Genomic DNA, 23,953 nt, shown 5'->3' on the forward strand with positions numbered 1-23,953 from the left:
CGCTACGCTTCATCCGGGCTGCGCTGGCTAAACCTATGTCTCGTCCGGATTGCTTCGCTTCGCTCGCAATGACGCAGAAGTGAGCCTTCAGCCCAAGGCTTCCCGGCAGCCCTTCAGCGACCGTAGCGCGCGGCTGAAGTCGCGTCCCGTCGAAATCAGATGCGGGATCGTCTTCGGGTTACGCGCGATCCCGCGCATCACCTTCCACATATCGACATTGCCGTTCGGCTTGATGGCACTCATCGTCAGCTCCGGCAGCGCGCGGTGCGACGGATCGCTGATCACGCGCACCGCGGCGAACGGCAAACCGTTGTATTCCGCGTATCGCGCCGCGATATGGCTCTCCATGTCGACCGCATCGGCGCCGGTGGTGGCGCGCAGCGCAGCCTTGGCTACCTGGCCGGTCACGACCTCTTCGACACCGGCGAGGACGCCTGAAACGATCGAGCGGCGGCGCTTCACCGGCAGCGCCACGAGATTTTCCGTCAGCGACGCCTCGGTCGACCAGCGGCGTTTTGCGGTCACGATCTGTGATGCAACGACAACGTCACCTGACTTGAGCGACGGATTGAGACCGCCGGCGACGCCGAAGCTCACGATGCCGCGAATGCTCGCCGGGTCGAACGACGTCATCATTTCGCGTAGCTGTACTGGATTGCTGGAACTGCAGATGACGGTGAGACCGGGCCCGGCAGCGATGCGGGCCTCCTGTTTCAAGCCAGTAACAATCAGGACTGGCAGCCCGTCGTGTGCGGCGTCCCCGCCCGCGCCTATAATCACATTCCGATCCCCACGAAGCGGCTGTTAGTATTACGCAGATTCCGGTATCGCGCCAGCGCCCACAGGGGGAAGAACTTGGAATACCCGTGGTATCGCAAATAGAACACACGTGGGAACCCGCCCCCGGTGTACTGCGGCTCGGTCCAGAGCCCGTCTTTGCCTTGGAACTGAATCAAATAGGCGATGCCGCGCTGGGTCGCCGGATGGTCGACCTTCCCGGCCGCCATCAGGGCCAGCGTCGCCCAGGCCGTCTGCGAGGCGGTCGAATCGGCCTTCTCATAGCCCCTGTAATCGAGCCGGTAGCTGTTGCCGTCCTCGCCCCAGCCGCCATCGCTGTTCTGGATCGAGATCAGCCAGTCGGCGGCCTTCGCCATCACAGGCTCCGCATGATCGACCCCCGCCGCATTCAGCGCGCAGAGCACCGACCACGTGCCATAGATGTAGTTCACGCCCCAGCGCCCGAACCATGACCCGTCAGGTAGTTGGGTCCGGCGCAGATACTCCACGCCTCGGGCCAGAGCCTCGCTGGTCTTCACGGTCTCGCCGAGCTGCGCCAGCATCGAGACGCAGCGCGCGGTGACGTCTTCGGTCGGCGGATCGAGCAACGCACCGTGGTCCGAGAACGGAATGTTGTTGAGATAGTATTCGAGATTGTCGGCATCGAACGCCGCCCAGCCGCCGTCCTTGCTTTGCAGGCCGTCGATCCACTCGCGGCCGCGCGCGATCGGCTCGTCGTACCTGGTGCCGGCATTGAGCGTTCCGCGCGCACGATCCATCGCCATGACCACAACAGCCGTGTCGTCGAGATCTGGATAATGTGCGTTGTTGTACTGGAACGCCCAGCCGCCCGGACGCACGCCCGGACGCTTCTCGATCCAGTCGCCCTCGACATCGAGAACCTGCTTGGGCTTGAGCCAGTCAAGCGCGGCCTTGGCGGAGGCAACTTCTTTCTCGCCGCCGACCTCGATCATGGCGTGCGCGGTCAGCGCGGTATCCCAGATCGGCGAGACACACGGCTGGCAGTAAGCCTCGTCGTCCTTGACGACAAGCAGGTTTTCAATCGACTGCCGCGCCAGCACATAGTGCGGATGATCCTTCGGATAACCGAGCAGGTCATACATCATCACGGTGTTGGCCATCGCCGGGAAGATCGCGCCGAGACCGTCAACGCCGTTCAGCCGCTCTGTGACAAACGCCACGGCCTTGTCGATGGCGCGCTGACGCGGAGCTTTCGGAAACAGCGGATCGACGACGCGCAAGACCTTGTCGAGAAGGTTGAATCCGGTGAACCAGAGCTGGCTCTGATGCGGAGCCTTCGCCGTCATGCCGATGGACTTCGGATCTTCCAGAAACAGTTCATCGATGCCGACGCCAAGCGGATTGCGCGCGCGCGGCTTCTTGTTCATCAGCACCAGGAGCGGCACGATGACGGTACGCGCCCAGTACGAAATCTTGGTCAGGTGAATCGGAAACCAGCGCGGCAGCAGCATGATCTCCACGGGCATCATCGGCGCGGCGCGCCATGTCACGACACCGAACAGCGCCAGCATGATGCGGGTGAACACGTTGCTCTTGATCGCGCCGCCGCGGCGAAGCATCTCCTCGCGCGCTTTCTTCATATGCGGCGCGTCGGGCGAGTCACCGATCATCTTGAGCGCGAAGTAGGCCTTCACGCTGGCGCTCATATCGAACTCGTGGCCGTAGAACAGTGACCAGCCGCCATTCGCGTTCTGGATACGGCGCAGATAGTTCGCGATCCTGGCTTCAAGCGCGGTATCGACCGGCTCGGCCAGATAGTGCCGCAGCAAGACATACTCGGCCGGAATCGTCGCGTCGGCTTCAAGCTCGAACACCCAGTGGCCGTCTGGCTTGCGATAGTCCAGCACGGCGCGGCTCGCGGCCGCGATGCTGGCATCGACAGCCTCCGCTGACGGTGCGGCCCCGGCCTTGTGATCCTCGAGAGTCATGCCCTGCATGTCTGTCCGCTATCGCATTTGCAGCGCCAGATCGGCGGCGCGATCGCCGGAGCGGATCGAACCTTCGATGGTCGCTGGCAGTCCCGTATCAGTCCAGTCACCCGCGAGGAACAGGTTTTTCCACTCGGTGACCGTCCCCGGACGCATGGCATTTTGTTCCGGGGTTGCCTCAAATGTGGCGCGGCGCTCGCGCACAATCTGCCACGGCGGCAACGGACCTTCCGCGACCTCATCGCTCATGCCGGCGGCCTTGCAGATGTCGCGCCAGATGTCGCGCGCAAGCTGCTCGCGGGGCACATTCACCAGCCGGTCGGCATCGCTGATGGTGATGGACAGCCGCTGCGGAAATGCGAACAGCCACTCAATCAGTCCGCCGATCACACCCATCATCGGCGGCATGTTGTCCGGCGGATCGTAGCGGAAATGTGCGTTGACGATGGCGCGGAACCTGGTGGGCGTCTTGAGGCCCGGCAGGATCGACGACGCGGAGCGCGGCGGAACCGCCAGCACGACAACATCGCCTGGCGCAACAGCAATCGTGTCGTCACCGAATTCCAGCATCGAAATGGACTCGCCGGCCATCAGCACCTGACGCAGTTCATGGCCAAAGTTGATCGATGCGCCTTTTTCACGCAGCAGTTTCAGCGCTGGATCGACCAACACGGCACTGAGGCCCTCACGCGCGATCAGCGGACGGCATGATTTACCGCCAGCCAGCAGCGTCTCGCGCACGATAGCCCCCGCAAGACCCGCGGAGCCGTCTGGGGGATCGACGTTCAGCGCTGCGAGCAGCAGCGGCTGTACAAGGCGCTCATACAACGTGCCTTCGCACTTGATGGTCTTGCCGACCAGCGCGTCGGTGCCTGCCCAACTTAACGGCGCAAGCGCAACGTAGTCACCAACACTCGTATCAGGCACACGGCGCGTCTTGTCGAACAGCCATGTCGGAATGCGTCCGTTGCCGAGATCGAGCATCCAGCGCTTGCCGGCTTTCAGATCGACGAAATCGAACTGCGCGCGCTCCGGTCCCACCAGCCCGTGTTCGCTCCCGATCGACAGCGCATAGGAGCGCGCGTGAAGATTGCCCGACAGCAGCAGATGGTTGCCGTTGTCGATGACCATGTCCGTCGCACCATCATAGTAAGAGCGGCAGCGGCCACCAGCCTGCTGTGTCGCCTCGTGGACGTGGACTTCAAATCCTTCATTCGCGAGCCGAACAGCCGCGGACAGGCCGGAGACTCCGGCGCCGATGATATGTGCTTTTGCCATCAGATGAATGCGTACCGAATGAGAATGAAAATCTTGGCGGCCTTGCTGAGCTTGACCGGCTTGCGCGGCAGCGCGAAGCCGCGCTCCACGAGCCTTTCCAGAATTGCGTGATAATATTCCGACATGATCTTCGGCGCGCGAACGACGCGGCGTGAATTGCGCGCCATGATGTCATTCGACTTGGCGAAATGATCTCGCGCCTGCTTCAGAATGCCTTCACAGGCCCGCGGCAATCGCGGATCGGATGCAACCACCAGCGGATCGTTGGACATGATGCCGGCGGCGTTGAGGCTTTCGCGCGGGAGATAAAGCCGGCCGATCCCGGCATCCTCGTCGATGTCGCGGAGGATATTGGTGAGCTGAAGCGCGCGGCCAAGATGGTGCGCCAGCAGGATGCCGTCTTCCTCGCCGAGGCCGAACACCCGCACCGACAGCCGTCCCACCGCACTCGCAACGCGGTCGCAGTAAAGATCGAGCGTCCGCGCATCGGGCGCGCGGATGTCGGCGGGGACATCCATCTCCATCCCGTCGATGATGGCGATGAAATCCTCGCGCCGCAGGCCGAACTGCTTCACAGACGGCGCGTAGTCGCGCAGATGCTGCGGCGGATTTCCGGCATAGAGGGCATCGATATCGCGCCGCCACTGATCCAGCGCCTTGAGACGTTCGGGGCGCGGCCCGTCGGAGTCGGCGATGTCGTCCACCTGACGGCAGAAGCTGTAAATATAAAACATCGCGTCGCGCTGCTCGCGCGGCAGAATACGCATCGCGGCGTAGAACGAACTGCCGGAGGCGACGCCCTGCGCATTCGCTTCCGGCGCGGCGGCGGTGATGCTGCTGCTTGTTGCGGTCATGTCAAATCACGCGTCCGGTGCTGGCCGGACGCGGCATCTGCCCCGTCACACGCCGGAACAAACCACCCGCCATGGCGGACAGCGCAACGCCGGCCATCTGCCCCTTTGACAGATGAACATTCTCGCTGAGCGGATCGCGCACTTTCAGCAGGTTCACGATCTTGTCGGCGAAGGCATCGATCACGCAAACCTCGAGCGCGAACCGGGTGTCCCTGATCTCGCCCGGAAGCGAGCGGCCTTCGTGCAGAAGCGTCTCGGTGCGCCGCGCCAGCGCATGCAGGCATTTCAGCAGCGCCGGCGTGGAGCACGCCTCTCCGAGCATCTCGACGGTCGCGCCTGAGGCTGCCAGCGCATCGCGTGGAATGTAGACGCGGTTGAGATCGCGGTAGTCCTTGCCGCAATCCTGCAAATGGTTGTTGATCTGCAATGCCGCGCAGATGGCGTCAGACGCTGCCCAGGTCGAGCGGTCTTCACCATGAACGTCGAGCATGAAGCGGCCCACCGGCATCGCCGAGAGTGAACAGTAATGGATCACTTCGTCCCAGTTCTCGTAGCGCAGCTTGGTGACGTCGAGACGAAACGCGTTCAGCAGATCCTGTGCATGCTTCGGCGACATGCCGCGCTCGGCAAACGCCTTGCGCAACGTCACCGCTTCCGGCTGCGTGTCGCCCTTTCCCAGCAGTTCGGCTTCCAGAAGATCGAGCCTGTCGAGCTTCTCCTGCGCGGGCAGCGCCGCATGATCGGCGATGTCGTCGCCGGTGCGCACGAAATTGTAGAACGCAAGGATCAGCGCCCGGTGGCGCGGATGGATGATCCACGACGCAACCGGGAAGTTCTCGTCCTTGTGGCCTTTGCCGGACCGCAATTCGCCTGCTGTTGTCATTACGAGCTGGACACCTGTGCCTGAGCGCGGCCTTTCCACATTCCGCCACGTCCCTGAAAGTGCTGGATCGCGGAGTTGACCGTGAACGCCATGTAAGCGACTGCGATTGCGGGAAGCGCCGGTCCCCAAAGAGCCGACTGCCCATAGTACCGCAGCGTGGGCTGGAACGCGAGCGCCATCAGCAGCCACGCGGCCGCCGCAAATACCGCCGCAAGGCCGTGGCCGAACAGCGCGATAAGGACCGGCGCGAGAAACACGATGCTCATCGCGACGATGGTTCCGATCAGAAGCGCCACCGAATAGTGCAACTGCGCATAGGCCGAGCGCGAAATCATCTGTCCAACATCACCGACGGTATCCGATGCCCGAACGCTTTTGACGTTCTGCGAGAAACCGAGCCACACCGGCCCCTGTGTCTTCAGCCGCGCCCCGAGTGCGCAGTCATCGATCAGCGATCCGCGAATGGCGTCGATACCGCCTGCGTTCTTCAGCGCGTCCCATCGCGCCAGAATGCATCCGCCCGCGGCCGCGCCAGTCGCGCGCGTGCGGCTGCGCACCCAGCCGAACGGATAGAGCATCCCGAAGAAGAAGATGAAGGCCGGGATCAGATACTTTTCAGCAAGGCTCTCGCAGCGGAGTTTCGCCATGATCGACGTCATCGCGAGCTTTTCGTTTTGCGCGCGAGCCACCAGCCGCATCAGCACATCACCGGAGTAGACGATGTCGGCATCTGTCAGAAGAACATATTCTGGTTGCGTCGCGCTGCTTTCGACCAGCGTGAGCCCCTGCTTGACCGCCCAGAGCTTGCCGGTCCAGCCCGACGGCAATGGGCGGCCCTGCAACACCGTCAGGCGATCCGATGCGCCGATCGCTGCCGCGGCATCGCTTGCGATCTGCGAGGTGCCATCCTGGCTTTGATCGTCGACCAGGATCATCGACAACGTGCCGGGATAAGGCTGGCTCAGGATCGAGGCGACGCTGGCGCCGACGCCCGCGGCTTCGTCCCGCGCCGGCACGACGACAGCGATCGCCGGCCAGGTCATGAAGCCGGGCGCTGGCGCAAGGTCATCGAACTTCTGCGTTCGCCAGAAGTCGCCCCGGGCCACAAGCAGATAGACCCAGATCGCCAAGGCTATGGCAGCGGTGACCAATGGTATTTCAGCGGACAATTCAGGCTCGCGAGCAGGTTCGGACAGCGAGGCAGCAGGCCTCCGCCGCAGTCGATTAGCAGGTTCGCAGCCCTTAGCACAATCCTCCATTCGGATGAAATATTCGTGTAATTTCAGTTGTTTATAGGGGTGTTTGGATCACAAAACCCGTCTGGATGGCTTCCGGGGAACCGTCAGACATTCCGGCCTGCGGCAAACCCCGACGACCAGGCCCACTGGAAATTGAAGCCGCCGAGATGGCCGGTGACGTCGATCACCTCGCCGATGAAGAACAGTCCCGGCACCGACCTTGATTCAAAGGTCTTTGACGACAATTCCGCGGTATCGACCCCGCCCAATGTGACTTCCGCTGTCCGGTAGCCTTCAGTCCCGCGCGGGGTCACCTGCCATTTGTTCACGAGCGCGGCCACCGCCAGCAATTGACGGTCGGATATGTCCGCCATCCGCGTGGCTCCACCGCCCGCCTCCGCGATCCTCTGTGCAAGCCGCGACGGCAGCAGCCGCGCAAGCGCCGTCGCCGGTTCCTGACGCGGATGATCGCGGCGCATCTCCTTCAACGCGACGAAGACATCGACGCCGGGGGCCATGTCGATCTGAATGTCATTTCCGTCGCGCCAGTAGGATGAAATCTGCAGGATCGCCGGGCCGCTCAATCCGCGATGGGTGAACAGCATCGCCTCGTCGAACTGCACTCCATCGCAACTCACCACCGCATCCACCGCGACACCCGCGAGATCCTTCGACCGCGCCAGCAAGGCTTCATCGAACGTCAGCGGCACCAGCCCTGCGCGCGGCGGGACGATCCTGAGACCGAACTGCTCGGCGATTCTGTAGCCGAATCCGCTCGATCCCATTTTTGGAATCGAAGGACCGCCGGTGGCGATCACCAGCGATTGTCCGCGTATGTCGCCACGATCGGTGGCGATGCTGAATCCACCCTCACCCTTCGCGACCGACGATATTTTCGTGCCCGAATGCAGCGTCACGCCCGCGGCTCCGCACTCATCAAGCAGCATGTCGATGATCCGCTGCGAGGAGTCGTCGCAGAACAGTTGCCCGCGCGTCTTCTCGTGATAGGCGATGCGGTGTTTCTCGACCAGCGCGATGAAATCGTGCTGGGTGTAGCCGCTCAGTGCCGACTTGCAGAAGTGCGGATTGCGGGACAGGAAATTCGCAGGTGTCGTATGCAGGTTGGTGAAATTGCAGCGCCCGCCGCCGGAAATACGGATTTTCTCGGCAGGCCGCTTGGCCTGTTCGATCACGGCCACGCGCCGGCCGCGCCCACCGGCAGTACCCGCGCACATCAGGCCCGCCGCGCCTCCACCGAGGACGACGACATCATAAACCAGCGGCTGTTTCATGAATGCTCTGGTGACATGGCGGGCGTTGCAACCGCCATGTCCGCATCACTCAGCGGCGACAGGCATGTCCCGCAATCTCGTCGAATAATACGAAGCATTCTGCTGCCCGCTTGAAGCGTCCCGGGCGAACACTATCAGATGGTGCGCGACCAGACCAACGCTGATAACGCGCTCGATATCGCCTGTTTTGAGGCGCGGCCATGCGAACTTCCAGAACTCGCGGCGATAGTCGCTCTTCAATCCGACATGCCAGATGATGTTCGAAAGCATCGTCATGCCGCGCTTGATATTGCGCCATGACAGCCGCTGCTTGCTGTTGGGCGGCTGAAATCTGTTCGGATAGGTCTCGCGCACCTGATGCTCGAACCGCGCGAAAAGCTTTTCCGGCGTGTAGGCCCGGCCCATGCATTCGCGCCATGTCGAGACGACGTGATCGTAAGGCAGGAAGAAATCGACGTTGGAGTCGCGGTCGGAGTCCTCGATCAGACGGCCCTCGCGCTTCAGCCGGTCATACAACGGCGTGCGTGGCAAGGCCTGCAACAGATTGATGGTCAGCAGCGGAATCTGGGACTGGTCAATGAATTCGAGGATCCCTTCGCCCGCATCGAGCTTGTCGGTGTCGAGACCGAGAATGATGCCGGACACGACCTCCAGCCCGTAACTGTTCAGCGTTTGCACGCCCTCCAGGATCGGCACCATCATGTTGTGCTGCTTCGACATCGCTTTCAGCGCATCCGGGTCCGGCGTCTCGATGCCGGCGAACAATGTCGTGAAGTAAGCATCGCGCATCAGCGACAGGATTTCCGGCCGCTTGGCGATATTCAGCGTCGCCTCACAGGCGAACTGGATCGAATATCCGTTGCGCTTCTGCCATTCGACCAGATGCGGCAGCAGATCCAGCGCCGCTTTGCGGTTGCCGATGAAATTGTCGTCGACGAAATAGACCGCACCGGCGAGACCGCACTCCAGCATCTTGTCGAGTTCGGCGATCACCTGCTCCGGTGACTTGAGGCGCGGATTGCGCCCATACAGCGCCGGGATGTCGCAGAACTCGCACTGATAGGGGCAGCCCGATGAGAACTGGATACTGCCGATGAAATATTTGTTGAGCGGCAGCAACTCATAGGCGGGAAGCGGAAAGTCCGACATCTCGCGCCGTTCCTTGGTCGTCAGGATCATCTGACGATCAGGCCGCGCGGAATCCCGGCCCAGACGCCGGAACAGTTCATAGGTCGCATCGCCGAGTTCGCCGACGTGCAGGTAGTCGAAGTCCGGATAATATTCCGGACAGGCACTGACCGAGGGACCCCCGAGCGCAACCGCGAGATCGTGTTCATGCGCCCGACGGCAGATATCGTTGATCTGCGGCCGCTGAATATGCATGCCGCTGACGAATACCGCGTCGGCCCAGATGAAGTCCGTGTCGGTCGCAGCCCGGATATTCTCGTCGATAAAACGGACCTCCCAGCCCGCCGGAAGCGAGGCCGCGATCAGCAACAGCCCCTGCGGGGGCATGAAGGCCTGAACGCCGTCGGTCAGGGGATATGCGTATTCGAAGGTGCCAAATGAGGGGGAATACCGGGGAAAAACACAAAGGATGCGGCGAATGGAAGGACTTACCACGTCTCTCATCAGGCCCCCTGCTCTCGAGATGTGCAGTTGCGTTAAGAACGGGCCATAATTTCGGTGAGATTAGGGCGCTTCCGAGGAGGCAGACCCACGCTCAGCGCAGCCATATTCGGATAAGCAAGCTGCGGACCATTCCCGGAACAACGCCGTCTCGGCGGTCTGGTTCCGTCCGGTTCCAATCCTGGATCAAAGGCTGCTATCGTCGCCGTCCAAAAAAGACACAAGCCCTGCGGAGGAGTGCCCCATGACACAAACCAATCGCCAGATCCTGCTGGTCGAAAAGCCCACCGGCAAACTGCTGCCGCAGAATTTCAAGATGGCGGAATCCGCCATTCCCGAGCCGAAGGACGGCGAGGTTTTGCTGCGGGTGCTTTACATCTCGCTCGATGCCGCCAACCGCGCATGGATGCAGGGCGCGACCTACCGCGCAGCCGTCGAGGCCAATACCGTGATGGCGGGCGGCGCGATCGCCGAAGTGGTGAAATCCAACGCGCCGGGCTTCGCCCCCGGCGATCTGGTGTTTGGCGATACCGGCTGGCAGGACTACGCCGCGGTGCGCGCAAAGCATCTCGTCAAAGTACCGCGCATCGACCCGATCACGAATCTGTTGAGTGTGTATGGTGTGGCGGGTCTCACGGCCTATTTCGGCCTGCTCAACGTCGGCAAGCCGAAGGCAGGCGAAACCGTCGTGGTGTCCGCTGCCGCAGGATCGGTCGGCTCCTTCGTCGGCCAGATCGCCAAGATCAAGGGCTGCCGCGTCGTCGGCATCGCCGGCGGCAAGGAGAAGTGCGACTGGCTGGTCTCGGAGCTCGGCTTCGATGCGGCGGTGGATTACAAGTCCGAGCCCGTGTTCAAGGCGCTGAAAGCGGCTGCACCGAACGGCATCGACGTTTACTTCGACAATGTCGGCGGCGACATTTTCGAGGCCTGCCTGCCACTGATGAACCAGCACGGCCGCATCTCGTGCTGCGGCGCCGTCTCGGCCTATGACGGCGCACCTCCCGCGCATGGTCCACGCGGCGTGCCGGGGTTGATCGTCGTCAAGCGCCTGACCGTGCAGGGCTTCATCTTCACCGACTTCAACGACCAGCGCGACGCCGCGATGGCCGATCTCCAGTCGTGGGTGAAGGCTGGCAAGATAAAAGTGCAGGAAGACATCATCAACGGCCTGGAAAACACACCGAAGGCGCTGATCGGACTTCTCGCCGGCGAAAATCGCGGCAAGCGAATGGTGAAGGTGTAACGAACACTTCAACTAAAGTTTCATTCCGTTCAAAATGTATGTGCCACCACCTCATAAACGCATAACGCAAATGAAGTAGGTGGCACGTACATTGCTGTGTTTTCTCCATCAGATGGAGAAAACAGGCATGAGCCTCACGACCGATTTAAAGACAAGCAACGCGCGCTGGATTCAACTGCTGCTGGGCGTCATCGCGATGATGGCGATCTCCAGCCCGCAATACGTCTGGACGCTGTTCGTCAAATCCTTCCAGACTACAACGGGCGCAACGCTTCCCGCGATCCAGATCACCTTCTCGCTACTGATCGTCCTGCAAACGTGGCTATCGCCGGCGCAGGGCTGGCTGATCGATCGTTTCGGACCAAAGCTCCTGATCGCCGCGGGCACTGTTCTGAGCGGACTGGGCTGGGTACTCTCGGCCTACGCAACATCGCTGACCGCGCTTTATGCAACCTATGGCTTGTTTTGCGGCATCGGCACCGGCATCGTTTATATCGGCATCGTCGGGCTGATGGTGCGCTGGTTTCCCGATCGGCGCGGCTTCGCCACGGGAATGGTGGCTGCCGGATATGGCTTCGGCGCGATCCTCACCACATTCCCTATCGATGCTATGCTGAAGAGTTCGACCTATCAGTCGACGCTGATCACCTTCGGCATCATTCTCGGCGCCGTTGGCCTTTTGGCCGCGCTCGGTTTGCGCAATCCCAAAGCCGGCGAGACCGCTGCGGCGGCGACCTCGATCAAGGTCGCGACCTCGGCGGTCGATTACGAACCAAAGCAAATGCTGAAGACACCGATCTTCTGGCTGATGTTCATCATGATGACGATGATGTCCACCGGCGGGCTGATGGTGATTTCGCAGTTCGCGAACTTCACCAAGGATTTCGGCGTCGCCAATGTGATGGTCTGGGGTCTGGCGGCATTGCCGCTGGCGCTCACCATCGACCGCATCACCAACGGTCTGACCCGGCCGTTCTTCGGCTGGGTGTCGGACCGGATCGGGCGCGAGAATACGATGGGCCTCGCCTTCATCTTCGAGGGCATCGCCATTGCGCTGATGGTCGCCTTTCGCGACAACGCACTGGTGTTTGTGCTGCTGTCGGGCGTCGTGTTCTTCGGATGGGGTGAGATCTTCTCGCTGTTTCCCTCCACCCTGACCGATACCTTCGGCACCAGGAACGCCACCACGAATTACGGCTTCCTCTACATGGCGCAAGGCATCGGTTCGGTGCTCGGCGGTCCCGTCGCGGCGATGATCCGGGAATCCACCGGAAGCTGGATGCCGGTCTTCGGCCTGATCATCGTCATGGATGTGCTGACCGGCCTGCTCGCCCTGTTCGTTTTGAAGCCATGGCGAATGGCATGGTTCGGACACACAGTACCCGGCACAGCTCTTGCTGCCCCGGCTGAATAGGATTCGCAGTTCATTCACTCCAAAATGCCCGGTGAAAGCCGGGCATTTTGCGTTTTGTCAGCGGCCGGATTTTCGCATAGACAGGGCAAGTTCGTCGCTACTTCTTGTTGCTTCTCCTGCATTCAAACGGAATTCGATCAATGCTGAACACGCCCCGCTCCCTCCGTGGCATGGTGACATCGCCCCATCATCTCGCCAGCGAAGCCGGACTGCGCGTGCTGCGCGAAGGCGGCAACGCCATCGAGGCAACGCTCGCCATGGCCGCGAGCCTGCCGGTGGTCTATCCGCACATGAATTCGATCGGCGGCGATGGCTTCTGGCTGATTTCCGCAGGCGGGAAGCCGCCGATTGCGGTCGATGGCTGCGGCGCGGCGGCACAGGCCGCGACGGTGGACTTCTACAAGAGCAAAGGCCTCTCCGCGATTCCCTCGCGTGGTCCCCTCGCCGCCAATACTGTCGCGGGCACGTTATCCGGCTGGGCCGAGGTGATTGCGATCAACAACGAGATGGGCGGAAAGCTTCCGCTGTCGCGGCTTGTCGAAGACGCCGTGTGGTCCGCCGAGAACGGCTTTGCCGTGACCGCGACACAGCAGGAGCTGACCGAGACCAAGCTGTCCGAGTTGAAGGACTCGCCGGGCTTTGTCGATACGTTCCTGTTCGGCGGCAAGCTGCCGAAGGAAGGCCAGTTGATGAAGCTGCCCGCGCTCGGCGCGACACTGAAGCGGCTCGGCCAGCATGGTCCGATGGATTTCTACACCGGCGCACTGGCGAAGGAGATCGCCGCGGATCTAGCACGGTGCGGCTCGCCGGTGACGCTTGCCGATCTCGCGGCACAGAAGGCACAGCGCCGCAAGGCGCTGTCGGTCGCGGTCAGGGATGCGACGCTTTATAATTTCCCACCACCAACGCAGGGTCTTGCCTCGCTGATGATCCTCGCGATCTTCGAGCGGCTCGGCGTCAAGAAAGCTGAAACCTTCGAATATCTTCACGGCATCGTGGAAGCCACCAAGCAGGCGTTTCTGGTGCGTGACCGCATCGTCGGCGATCCGGCCTATATGACGGAGCAAGCCGAACACCACCTGACCTCCAGCATCCTCGACGGGCTGGCCGCCAACATCAACTCCAGGCGTGCGCTGCCATGGCCGGTGCCCGCCAATCCGGGCGATACCGTCTGGCTGGGCGCTATCGACAAGAATGGCACTGCCGTCAGCTTCATCCAGAGCATCTACTTCGAATTCGGCTCCGGCTGCGTACTGGAGAATTCCGGTATCGTCTGGCAGAACCGCGGCTCGAGCTTCCTGCTTGGCGGCGACGGCCCCCGCGCGCTGCGCCCCGGCCGCAAACCCTTCCACACCCTCAACCCGGCGATGGCGCTGTTCAACGACGGACGCCGCATGGTCTACGGCAACATGGGCGGCGAAGGTCAGCCGCAGAGCCAGTCTGCCGTGTTCAGCCGCTACGCCATGTACGGTCAGGGCCTGCAGGCTGCGATCACCGCGCCGCGCTGGCTGCTCGGCAAGACATGGGGCGACGCCACGGTGACGCTGAAGCTGGAAGACCGTTTCGAACCGGCGGTGGTGCAGGCGATGCGCGACGCCGGCCATGACATCGAGATCCTTCCGGCTTTCACCTCGACCATGGGCCATGCGGGCGCTGTCGTGCGTCACGCTGATGGAGTGTTCGAGGGCGCCACCGATCCCCGCAGCGACGGCGCGGCGATGGGATTTTGAGAGTCGGAAGAGTCGCTTAAGCGGCTTTTCTCGCCTTCACGCAAAACGTGATGTCGAGATTCAACCTCGGTCCACGATCTGAATCGTAACCCGTTCGCCGGACTCAGGTTTTCCGAATTAAGGCCCCACACATATGATGTCGTCCCCGCTTTCGCGGGGACGACATCGAGAGTGGCCGTAGCCCCGTAAACGGGGAGAGGTGAAAACGGACTACCTCCGCCGCAGCGATTTCATTGCGTCGATACAGCGGCCGGTGATGACTTCCCAGTTCCCCGCCTTGACGTCGGGTGCCGGGCATAGCCACGACCCGCCAACTGCGATCACATTCGGCTCGGCCAGCCACGTCGCGGCGTTGGCGGCGCCGACGCCGCCGGTCGGGCAGAATCGCGTATGGGGGAACGGTCCGGCCAGAGCGCGCAGCATCGGAATGCCGCCGGATTGCTCGGCGGGAAAGAATTTCAGCAGATCGAATCCCCTCGCCCGCGCCTGCATCACCTCGGATGCCGTGGCGACGCCGGGCAGCAACGGCAGATCGCTCGCCGCCGCGGCGTCGAGCAGCTCCGGCGTCGCGCCGGGACTGACCGCGAACCGCGCGCCAAGGGCCTGCGCGCGGCACAGGTCGTCCGCGTTGAGGACGGTGCCAATCCCGACAACGGCCTCCGGGACCTCGGCAATAATCGCCCTGGCGGCATCGGCCGCCGCCTCTGTGCGGAATGTAATTTCGAGCGTCTTCACACCGCCCGCCACCAGCGCGCGCGCCAGCGGCACGCCATCCTCAACACGCTCAATGGTCAGCACCGGAATGATGCGCGCCGGGATCAGGATCTTCTCCAGGGCGGCCTGCCTCTCAAAGCCCGACATGCCGGTCATGACGATCGCTCCGCGTTGACTGTCCCGGATGACATCGCGGCGCGGGGAATGATCGCGCCACGATGGCCGATCACCACGCCCGCCAGACGATGCCCGGCCCGCGCCGCCTCAACCGGCGTTGCTCCGTTCAGCCGCGCCGCGAGGTAGGCCGCCGCGAAACTGTCACCCGCCGCCGTGGTGTCCACCACCCTGCCGACCGGTTCCGCCTTCACGGTGCGCTCCACGCCATCATGCCTGACAACACTGCCCGGCGTTGCAAGTTTCAGAACCACCTCGCGCGCGGCCATGCGATCGATCAGTTCGCCATGCATGCGCGCTCCGAACAACGGCGTGAGATCGTCGACGGATGCCAGAACGATATCCGCGACAGCAAGGATGTCGCGATAGACCTGACGTGCGGTATCCAGCACCGGCCAGCCCTGCACACGGAAATTGGTATCGAATGCGACGCGGGCCGAGCCCCCGCGCGCTTTCCTGAGCGCATCGATCAGCCGCTGGCGGCCATCGGGGCTATAGAGCGACAGCGTGACACCTGAGAGATAGATCAGCTCATAGCCCGCCAGCGCCGCCAGGATTGCATCGGTCTGCGGCAAATCGAGCAGCATCCGCGCCGCGGCGTTCTCGCGCCAGTAGTAAAACGATCGCTCCCCGGTCTCGCTGGTCCGGATAACATAGAGGCCCGGCAGCTTGCCTTCCACGCGCGCGACATGCGCTGTGCCAACGCCCTCGCCCTTCCAGGCTTCGGCCATCTCGTCGCTGAACGGATCAGTGCCGAGCGCGGTCACGTAGTCCACGCTCACACCAAGACGCGCCAGATACACCGCCGTGTTCAGCGTATCGCCGCCGTAACCACGCGTCAGCTGATGACCGGCGCCCTGCGAAAGTTCGATCATGCACTCGCCAATGCAGGCGACTGTCGTCATCGCTGCACCGGCGTTCTGTCAGGACACAAATGAACCGTCGAGTTCGTCTTCGATGTGAATGCGGATGATGTCATCGAAGGTCTTTTCGGCCGTGGTGAAACCGAGCTTGAGCGCGCGGTCGGTGACGAAATCGCGCGGCCAGCCGGCCACGATGCCGACGATGGTCGGATCGGGCTCGCGCTTGATCCGCGCGGTCACGCTTGATCCTGCCACGCGCGTCAGCGCGGCGATCTGCTCGCCAACCGTCACCGAGAGCCCCGGCATGCTGAGTGCCCGGCGCGGGCCGATGGTGCCGGTGTCCATGGTCCCCGCGTGCAGCAGGAAGCCGACCGCCGAACGTGGCGACGCGTGCCAGTGGCGCACGTCTTCGGAGACAGGAAGAACCGCTTCCTTGCCGGCCAGCGGTTCGCGGATGATGTTGGAGAAGAAGCCCGACGCCGCCTTGTTCGGCAATCCGGGCCGCACGCAAATGGTCGGCAGACGGATGCTGACGCCGTCGAGCAGGCCCTTACGGGAGTAATCGGAAACCAGAAGCTCGCCGATCGCCTTCTGGGTGCCGTAGCTCGTCAGCGGAGTCGTGAAGAACTCGTCACCGATTTTATCCGGGAACGGGGCGCCGAATACCGCGATCGACGACGTGAACACCACGCGCGGCTTGTAGCCGCCGCCGATGGCGCGGATAGCATCGATCAGATAGCGCGTACCGTCGAGATTGATGCGATAGCCCTTGTCGAAATCGGCCTCGGCCTCGCCCGAGACGATGGCAGCAAGGTGAAAGATCACATCCGGCTTTGCCGCCACCAGTTTCGCCACCGCGGCCTGATCCGCGATGTTGCAGGTCACTGTCTCGACGGGAATGGAGGTGTTCGGCTTTGCCGGAGCGACGACATCCTGCAAGGTCATGCGCGTGATGTCGGATTTGCCAAGCCTGCCGTCGCGCAACAGCCGATCGACAAGTTTGCGCCCGACCATGCCGGCCGCGCCGAGAACCAGAATATGCAAAGTCCATCTCCACTTTCGTCATGGCCGGGCTCGTCCCGGCCATCCACGTCCTTATCATTGCTCTTCTCAAGACGCGGATGCCCGCGACAAGCGCGGGCATGGCGATCTCAAGATAAGCGGCTATTCCTTGACCGCGCCGGTCATCGCGGACACGTAGTGTTCCACGAAGAACGCGTAGAGAATGACCAGCGGCAGCGAACCGACAAGCGCGCCCGCCATCAGCGATCCCCATTTGTAGATATCGCCGTCGACGAACTCATTCACGATGGCGACGGGGACCGTCTTGTTCTGCGTCGAGGACAGAAACGTCAGCGCGTAGATGAACTCGTTCCAGCACAGCGTGAACGAGAAGATGAAAGCCGAGATCAGGCCCGGCACCGCGAGCGGCAGCACGATCTTGGTCAAAATCTGCCAACGGCTGGCGCCATCGATCAGAGCGCATTCCTCGAGCTCATAGGGAATGGTCTTGAAGTATCCCATCAGCAGCCAGGTCGAGAACGGGATCAGCAGCGTCGGATAGACCAGGATCAGCGACAGCGGCGAGTCGAACAGTCCGTAGGAATGGATCACCGAGGCCAGCGGAATGAACAGGATCGACGGCGGGATCAGATAGGCCAGAAAGATCGACGCGCTGACGACATTGGCGCCCTTGAACCGGAGGCGAACAATGGCGTAGGCCGCCAGAACGCTGGCGACGATCGAGATGAATGTTGCCGCGGCCGCGACATACATCGTGTTCCACAGCCAGCGCGGATACTGTGTCTCGAACAGCAGCTTCTCGATGTGCTTCAGGGTCGGCTTCACAACCCAGAACGGGTTGAAAGTCTCCATATCGATCAGCTGTTCATCGGGTTTGATCGATGTCAGCGCCATCCAGTAAAACGGAAACAGCAGGATGACGACCATGATGAACAGCGGAACGTAGAGCGTCACGATCTTACGGGGCAGCGTCTCGAGATAGCTCATGCCCTCGCTGTTGTCGGTCGGCGACTGCGTTGCCGCTGCGGCTGGCGGATGTGCTGCGTGATCGGTCATTGTCAGATCCTTGCTGCCATTTGCGCCATGCGTGCGTGAGGCGTGCTCCGTTCGCGCAAAACCAAAGCCTTTAGCGGCGCGACAAGATCAGTCATTGTCGGACCCCTGCTGCCATTTACGCCGCTGCATGCCGAACCACGAGATGGTGATGGCCGCGAGCAGGAACGGAATCATGGCGGTTGCAATCGCCGCGCCCTCGCCCAACCGGCCGCTCAGAATGCCGCGCTGATAGCTCAGCGTCGCCATCAGATGCGTGGCGTTGACCGGGCCGCCGCGCGTCAGCGCCCAGATCAGCTGGAAATCGGTGAAGGTGAACAGCACCGAGAACGTCATGACCACCGCGATGATCGGCGTCAGCAGCGGATAGGTGATGTAGCGGAATCGCTGCCAGTTGGTCGCGCCGTCGAGCGTCGCGGCTTCATAGAGAGACGGCGACACCGTCTGCAAACCCGCGAGCAATGTAATGGCGACGAACGGCACGCCGCGCCAGATGTTGGCGATGATGACGCTCACACGCGCCCAGGTGGAGTCACCCAGGAAATTGATGTTCTGATGGATCAATCCCATCTTGGTCAGCGACCACGAGATGATCGAGAATTGCGAGTCGTAGATCCACCAGAACGCAATCGCCGACAAAACGGTCGGCACGATGAACGGGATCAAGACCGCGGCGCGGATCAGCGCCTTGAACGGCATGCTGCGGTTGAGCAGCAGCGCGAGATAAAGTCCGAGCGCGAATTTGATGGCGCTGGCGACGATCGTGTAAACAAGCGTGTTGAACACCGACAGCCAGAAGACGCCGTCTTCCCACAGCCATTGATAATTCTCGACACCGATGAACTGTCCCGGGCGGCCGATGCGCACGTCGGTGAAACTCATCCACACGCCGAGGCCGAGTGGATAAGCCAGAAACAGGATCAGGAAGCCCGCCGCGGGCAGCATGAACCAGAGCGCGATCCAGTTGCGATTCGTCACGATGCGCTGCCAGGCCGACAGCGAACTGACATACGGCTTGGTGGAGACGGCTGCTGGAATCGTGGTCATGGTTCCGAACCCTTGTCGCGCATTCCGCAAAAGTGGAAACCAGTCTTGCGGAGAGAATACGCGGATGGTTGATCGATAAAGCGCCGGCGCGAACGTTCCGCGCCGGCGATGTCAATTTATCAGCGGTAAAGCCGCTTGGCCTGACGTTCGGCGAAGGCGATCGAACCCTTCAAATCCTCGCGTCCGGTGCAATAATTCGCGAACATGTCGACGACGACAAAGTCGGCGATCGCCGATGCCGCGTTTTCGCCAAGCGAGCCGAGGCCGCCGGGCGTCAACGTGCGCTTGGCGACGTCGCGATACACGGTATTCTTCGGATCGGACGTCCAGACCGGGTTGTTGTCGTAGCTGTTGAGGAACGGTGACAGATAACCCGATGCCGAGGTCAGCCATGGATTGAACTGATCGGCCTCCATCATGAACGCGGTCAGCGCCTTGCACGCCTGCGGGAACTTCGTGAAGTTGAAGGTCAGCATCGTGAAAGGCAGATGCAGTTCGGTCGGCTTGCCGGCCGGCCCGATCGGCATATAGGCATGGTTCATGTCTTCGGCGATTGCCTTGTTCTCGCGCTTGGCGGTCACGTAGACCGAAATTCCGTTACAGGTGACGTGCAACTGACCGGCGAGGAATGCCTTGTTGTTCGACGAGTCGTTCCACGACGCGGTGCCGGGGATGAACGTCCCGTAAAGCTCCTTGACGTACTCAAGCGCTTTCGCGGTTTCCGGCGAATTGATGATGACCTTGTCATTCTTGTCGACGAGATATCCGCCGTGGGTCCAGAGCGCCCAGTGCAGCCAGGTGTTGCCGTCGCCCGAGGCGTGGCCGAGCGCCATGCCCGCCGGGGTTCCGTTCTTGCTCAGCGCCTTGCACAGTTCGAGGAAGCCCGCCGTATCCTTCGGGAACTCCTTGAATCCGGCTTTTTCCATCGAACTGATGCGGTAGTTCATCAGCGCGCCGGTGCAGGCGACCGGGATGCCGATCCACTTGCCGTTCTTGTCCTTGCCATAGGCATTCGCGGACTCGGCCCAGCCGCCATACTTCTTGCCGAGATAATCGGCGACATCCGTGACGTCGACGCACTTCGTCGGCAAAAGATGCGGCAGCGAATACAGGCCCCACACCATGTCGAGGCCCTGCCCGGTGTTGGCCGCGACCGAAGCCTTGGGCTGAAGATCGTCGTAGGATTCATTGGAAACATTGACTTCAACACCAGTGGCCTTGGTAAAGGCTGCAATGATGTTCATGAAGGCGACGTCTTCGGCCTCCACGAACCGCTTCCAGCGCAGCAGGTTGATCTTGGCGCCCTTTTCCGGTTTCCACTGGGTGGTCTGCGCCCAGGCCTTGGCGAAACCAAGCAACTGATCGGCGGACACGGTCGCGGCGCCCGCGAGCACGGACGCGCCGCCTTTCAGAAGCGAACGGCGATCTGGTGTGAAGGTAGTCATAGTCAGCTTCTCCCTGTTGTACCGACTCTTGGTTGTCCCGGCCGGCTATTGGCTATGATTTTAATGCAACGCGCTTGCTAGTTGATAAGACGCTTTCCGGTCTCCCTGTCGAAGACATGCGCCGCGGCCGGGTTCGGCCGCAGCCTGACCTTGTCACCCGGCTTCACCGGACGGCGATCGCGAATAACGGCGATCAGATCCTGCTGGCCGATGCGCGCGACGATCTGGGTTTCCGATCCCGTCGGCTCGACCACGATGACGTCGGCTTCGATTCCATCGTCGGCGAATTCGAGATGCTCGGGACGAATGCCGTAAGTCACCGGCTTGCCGTCGAGGCCGGTGCGCGACGCCGCCAGCGGCAGTTTCGCGCCGTTCGCCGTCTCGACATGCGGGGTATTGCTGCCGACCAGCTTGCCGTCGAGGAAATTCATCGCCGGCGAGCCGATGAATCCCGCGACAAACTTGTTATCCGGATGATCGTAGAGTTCGAGCGGCGATCCCATCTGTTCGACGATGCCGTCGTGCATGACAACGATCTTGTCGGCCATGGTCATCGCCTCGATCTGGTCGTGGGTGACGTAAACCGTGGTCGTCTTGAGCCGCTGATGCAGTTCCTTGATCTCGGTGCGCATTGCGACGCGCAGCTTGGCGTCCAGATTGGACAGCGGCTCGTCGAACAAAAATACCTGGGGATCGCGCACAATGGCCCGGCCCATGGCGACGCGCTGGCGCTGACCTCCGGACAACTGACGCGGGTAGCGGTCAAGCAGCGGCGTCAACGCGAGAATGTCGGCGGCACGATGCACAAGCTTGTCGATCTCATTCTGCGGAGCGTCACGCAGCTTGAGCGAGAAGCCCATGTTCCTGGCGACTGTCATATGCGGATAGAGCGCGTAGTTCTGGAACACCATGGCGATGTCCCGTTCCTTCGGTTGCACGTCATTGACCACGCGGTCGCCGATCGAGATCGTTCCCGAGGTGATGTTTTCCAGACCCGCCAGCATCCGCAGCAAGGTCGATTTGCCGCAGCCTGAAGGGCCGACCAGAACGACAAACTGTCCATCCTCGATCGGAACCGTCACGCCGTGCAGGACTTCAAATCCGCCAAACGATTTTCGCACGTCGTGAATATGTACAGACGCCATAAACTCTTCTCCCTGTCGTCCCGGCGTCGTCCGGCGGAAGCCGTCGCTGCTCTGTTTTTCTGAACTTCGATGCCCGGAAGTTTGCCGAACGTATTCTCTGCGGTTTACCCGTTCTTGCTATTGGACGGAGGTCTTAGCAGAGATTTTCGGCTTTGTCCCAAAGATCGGATGTTTGAGCCGCGAGCGTTGCAGATGCCGCGTCGACATGCAAACATTACCGGCGCCGACACATCGATGTGTGCAGTGCGGGAGAAATCTTGTGAAAAGAAATGACGATAACGCCGCAACAAAAAACGGCGGAAAGCGCAAACTGCGGTCCCAGCTCTGGTTCGACAATCCCGATAATCCGGGAATGACGGCCCTCTATCTCGAGCGGTATCTGAATTACGGGCTGACGCGGCACGAACTGCAATCCTGCAAGCCGATCATCGGCATCGCCCAGACCGGCAACGATCTGTCGCCCTGCAACCGCCATCATATCGAGCTCGCGCAGCGCGTGCGCGAGGGCATCCGTGAGGCCGGCGGCATCGCGATGGAATTTCCGACCCACCCCATTCAGGAAACGGGCAAGCGGCCAACCGCGGCGCTGGACCGTAACCTTGCCTATCTCGGCCTGGTCGAAGTCCTGTTCGGCTATCCGCTCGACGGCGTGGTGCTGACCACCGGATGCGACAAGACAACGCCCGCCTGCATGATGGCGGCGGCGACAGTCAACATTCCCGCCATCGTACTCTCGGGCGGGCCAATGCTGAACGGCTGGTTCAATGGCGAGCGGACCGGCTCCGGCACCGTGGTCTGGAAATCGCGCGAGGAAATGGCGGCCGGCAAGATCGATTATGACGAGTTCATGGAGATCGTGGCGTCTTCGGCGCCGTCCGTCGGACACTGCAACACCATGGGCACCGCCTCGACCATGAATTCTCTCGCCGAGGCGCTCGGGTTCTCGCTGCCCGGCTGCGCCGCGATTCCGGCGCCCTACCGCGAGCGCGGCCAGATCGCCTACGAGACCGGCAAGCGCGCCGTCGAAATGGTGTGGGAGGATCTCAAGCCCTCCGACTTCCTGACCCGGAAGGCGTTTGAGAACTGCATCGTGGTCAACTCGGCGATCGGCGGCTCCACCAATGCTCCGATTCACATCAACGCGCTGGCCCGTCACATCGGCGTCGATCTCTCCATCGAGGACTGGCAGACGATCGGTCATGACGTGCCACTGCTCGTCAACATGCAGCCCGCGGGCTTTTACCTCGGCGAGGAATATCACCGCGCTGGCGGCGTTCCCTCCGTTGTGCGCGAACTGATGAAACACAAGCGCATCCACGAGGACGCGCTCACCGTCAACGGCAAGACCATGGGCGAGAACTGCAAGGCCGCGCCCGCGCCGGACAGCGACGTGATCCGCACCTACGACAGGCCGCTGGTGAAGGACGCCGGCTTCCTCGTTCTGCGCGGCAACCTGTTCGATTCGGCGATCATGAAGACCAGCGTGATCTCGAAGGAATTCCGTGACCGCTATCTGTCCAACCCGAAAGACCCCGAAGCCTTCGAAGGCCGCGCCATCGTGTTCGAGGGACCGGAGGACTATCACCATCGCATCGATGATGCGTCCCTGAACATCGACGAGAACTGCATGCTGTTCGTGCGCGGCACCGGACCAATCGGCTATCCCGGCGGTGCCGAAGTCGTGAACATGCAGCCGCCTGCTGCCCTCATCAAGAGGGGCATCACGTCCCTACCCTGTATCGGCGACGGACGGCAATCCGGCACTTCGGGCTCGCCATCGATCCTCAATGCCTCACCGGAAGCGGCCGCCAACGGCGGGCTTGCGATCCTCAGGACTGGCGACCGCGTGCGCATCGACCTTAACAAGGGCGAAGCGAACATCCTGATCTCGGATGCCGAAGTGAAGCAGCGCCATTCAGACCTGATGGCCGGGGGCGGCTTCCCTTATCCGAAAAACCAGACGCCGTGGCAGGAGCTTTACCGCAACACGGTCGGCCAGCAGGCCACCGGCGCGTGTCTCGAACTCGCAACCCGCTATCGCAATATCGCCGGCACTTTCGGTGTCGCGCGGGATAATCACTGAGGCCATGCTCCGCTCGAAATGAACAAAGGCATCGAAGATCACCCCACCCGGCTGGCTTGCAGCCAGCCAACCTCCCCATTCAGGGGAGGGATTGGTAC

The 23,953-nt window shown here is 61.9% G+C and carries 19 protein-coding genes; 4 read left to right on the forward strand and 15 right to left on the reverse strand.

Features of this window, described 5'->3' with window-relative positions; genetic code table 11:
• Nucleotides 1-87: 87 nt before the first annotated feature.
• The 8 genes from AC1Q6J_RS10020 to AC1Q6J_RS10055 all read right to left on the reverse strand — a co-directional run bounded on the left by AC1Q6J_RS10020 (nucleotide 88) and on the right by AC1Q6J_RS10055 (nucleotide 9,924).
• Nucleotides 88-780: a phosphorylase gene (locus AC1Q6J_RS10020; protein WP_492279168.1), complete on the reverse strand. Its 693-nt coding sequence runs from the start codon at nucleotides 778-780 to the stop codon at nucleotides 88-90.
• Nucleotides 777-2,747 (reverse strand): squalene--hopene cyclase, encoded by a 1,971-nt coding sequence (gene shc, locus AC1Q6J_RS10025; RefSeq protein ID WP_492279169.1) that lies wholly within the window; start codon nucleotides 2,745-2,747, stop codon nucleotides 777-779. The genes AC1Q6J_RS10020 and shc overlap by 4 nt, the downstream gene beginning before the upstream one ends.
• Nucleotides 2,748-2,765: 18 nt before the next feature.
• Entirely contained in the window at nucleotides 2,766-4,025 is a 1,260-nt protein-coding gene (hpnE, locus tag AC1Q6J_RS10030) for a hydroxysqualene dehydroxylase HpnE (RefSeq protein WP_492279170.1), read from the reverse strand.
• The gene (hpnD, locus tag AC1Q6J_RS10035) at nucleotides 4,025-4,879 is read right to left on the reverse strand and encodes a presqualene diphosphate synthase HpnD (protein WP_492279171.1); all 855 of its coding nucleotides are present in this window, start codon (nucleotides 4,877-4,879) and stop codon (nucleotides 4,025-4,027) included. The genes hpnE and hpnD overlap by 1 nt, the downstream gene beginning before the upstream one ends.
• A 1-nt stretch (nucleotide 4,880) precedes the next feature.
• On the reverse strand, nucleotides 4,881-5,762 hold the full coding sequence (hpnC, locus tag AC1Q6J_RS10040; RefSeq protein WP_492279172.1) for a squalene synthase HpnC: 882 nt from the start codon (nucleotides 5,760-5,762) through the stop codon (nucleotides 4,881-4,883).
• On the reverse strand, nucleotides 5,762-6,913 hold the full coding sequence (locus tag AC1Q6J_RS10045; RefSeq protein ID WP_492279173.1) for a glycosyltransferase: 1,152 nt from the start codon (nucleotides 6,911-6,913) through the stop codon (nucleotides 5,762-5,764). The genes hpnC and AC1Q6J_RS10045 overlap by 1 nt, the downstream gene beginning before the upstream one ends.
• Nucleotides 6,914-7,104: 191 nt before the next feature.
• Complete coding sequence (locus AC1Q6J_RS10050; RefSeq protein WP_492279174.1) at nucleotides 7,105-8,292, reverse strand: BaiN/RdsA family NAD(P)/FAD-dependent oxidoreductase; 1,188 nt, start codon at nucleotides 8,290-8,292, stop codon at nucleotides 7,105-7,107.
• A 45-nt stretch (nucleotides 8,293-8,337) separates the two neighbouring features.
• The gene (locus tag AC1Q6J_RS10055) at nucleotides 8,338-9,924 is read right to left on the reverse strand and encodes a B12-binding domain-containing radical SAM protein (RefSeq protein WP_492279175.1); all 1,587 of its coding nucleotides are present in this window, start codon (nucleotides 9,922-9,924) and stop codon (nucleotides 8,338-8,340) included.
• 241 nt (nucleotides 9,925-10,165) lie between these two features.
• Between AC1Q6J_RS10055 and AC1Q6J_RS10060 the strand changes: the two genes are divergently transcribed.
• From AC1Q6J_RS10060 to AC1Q6J_RS10070, 3 genes are all read left to right on the forward strand, one after another.
• A complete protein-coding gene (locus AC1Q6J_RS10060) occupies nucleotides 10,166-11,164 on the forward strand; it encodes an NADP-dependent oxidoreductase (protein WP_492279176.1) in 999 nt (332 codons plus the stop codon).
• Between the two features lie 127 nt (nucleotides 11,165-11,291).
• The gene (oxlT, locus tag AC1Q6J_RS10065) at nucleotides 11,292-12,578 is read left to right on the forward strand and encodes an oxalate/formate MFS antiporter (protein WP_492279177.1); all 1,287 of its coding nucleotides are present in this window, start codon (nucleotides 11,292-11,294) and stop codon (nucleotides 12,576-12,578) included.
• Between the two features lie 140 nt (nucleotides 12,579-12,718).
• Complete coding sequence (locus AC1Q6J_RS10070) at nucleotides 12,719-14,308, forward strand: gamma-glutamyltransferase family protein (RefSeq protein ID WP_492279178.1); 1,590 nt, start codon at nucleotides 12,719-12,721, stop codon at nucleotides 14,306-14,308.
• Between the two features lie 210 nt (nucleotides 14,309-14,518).
• On the opposite strand, the gene eda is transcribed toward AC1Q6J_RS10070, so the two are convergent.
• The 7 genes from eda to AC1Q6J_RS10105 all read right to left on the reverse strand — a co-directional run bounded on the left by eda (nucleotide 14,519) and on the right by AC1Q6J_RS10105 (nucleotide 21,772).
• Nucleotides 14,519-15,178 (reverse strand): bifunctional 4-hydroxy-2-oxoglutarate aldolase/2-dehydro-3-deoxy-phosphogluconate aldolase, encoded by a 660-nt coding sequence (gene eda, locus AC1Q6J_RS10075; RefSeq protein ID WP_492279179.1) that lies wholly within the window; start codon nucleotides 15,176-15,178, stop codon nucleotides 14,519-14,521.
• Entirely contained in the window at nucleotides 15,175-16,101 is a 927-nt protein-coding gene (locus AC1Q6J_RS10080; protein ID WP_492279180.1) for a sugar kinase, read from the reverse strand. The genes eda and AC1Q6J_RS10080 overlap by 4 nt, the downstream gene beginning before the upstream one ends.
• Nucleotides 16,102-16,119: 18 nt before the next feature.
• Nucleotides 16,120-17,103, reverse strand: coding sequence for a D-erythronate dehydrogenase (gene denD / locus AC1Q6J_RS10085; protein ID WP_492279181.1), 984 nt, complete (start codon nucleotides 17,101-17,103; stop codon nucleotides 16,120-16,122).
• A 120-nt stretch (nucleotides 17,104-17,223) separates the two neighbouring features.
• The gene (locus AC1Q6J_RS10090) at nucleotides 17,224-18,138 is read right to left on the reverse strand and encodes a carbohydrate ABC transporter permease (RefSeq protein ID WP_492279182.1); all 915 of its coding nucleotides are present in this window, start codon (nucleotides 18,136-18,138) and stop codon (nucleotides 17,224-17,226) included.
• Between the two features lie 87 nt (nucleotides 18,139-18,225).
• Complete coding sequence (locus AC1Q6J_RS10095; RefSeq protein WP_492279183.1) at nucleotides 18,226-19,182, reverse strand: carbohydrate ABC transporter permease; 957 nt, start codon at nucleotides 19,180-19,182, stop codon at nucleotides 18,226-18,228.
• 119 nt (nucleotides 19,183-19,301) lie between these two features.
• Entirely contained in the window at nucleotides 19,302-20,627 is a 1,326-nt protein-coding gene (locus AC1Q6J_RS10100) for an ABC transporter substrate-binding protein (RefSeq protein ID WP_492279184.1), read from the reverse strand.
• A gap of 77 nt (nucleotides 20,628-20,704) precedes the next feature.
• On the reverse strand, nucleotides 20,705-21,772 hold the full coding sequence (locus tag AC1Q6J_RS10105) for an ABC transporter ATP-binding protein (protein WP_492279185.1): 1,068 nt from the start codon (nucleotides 21,770-21,772) through the stop codon (nucleotides 20,705-20,707).
• A gap of 259 nt (nucleotides 21,773-22,031) precedes the next feature.
• Here AC1Q6J_RS10105 and AC1Q6J_RS10110 point away from each other — a divergent pair, with 259 nt between their 5' ends.
• On the forward strand, nucleotides 22,032-23,855 hold the full coding sequence (locus AC1Q6J_RS10110; protein ID WP_492279186.1) for an IlvD/Edd family dehydratase: 1,824 nt from the start codon (nucleotides 22,032-22,034) through the stop codon (nucleotides 23,853-23,855).
• Nucleotides 23,856-23,953: the final 98 nt, after the last annotated feature.

Source organism: Afipia sp. MLSD5-FHT05B12, from assembly GCF_058793355.1.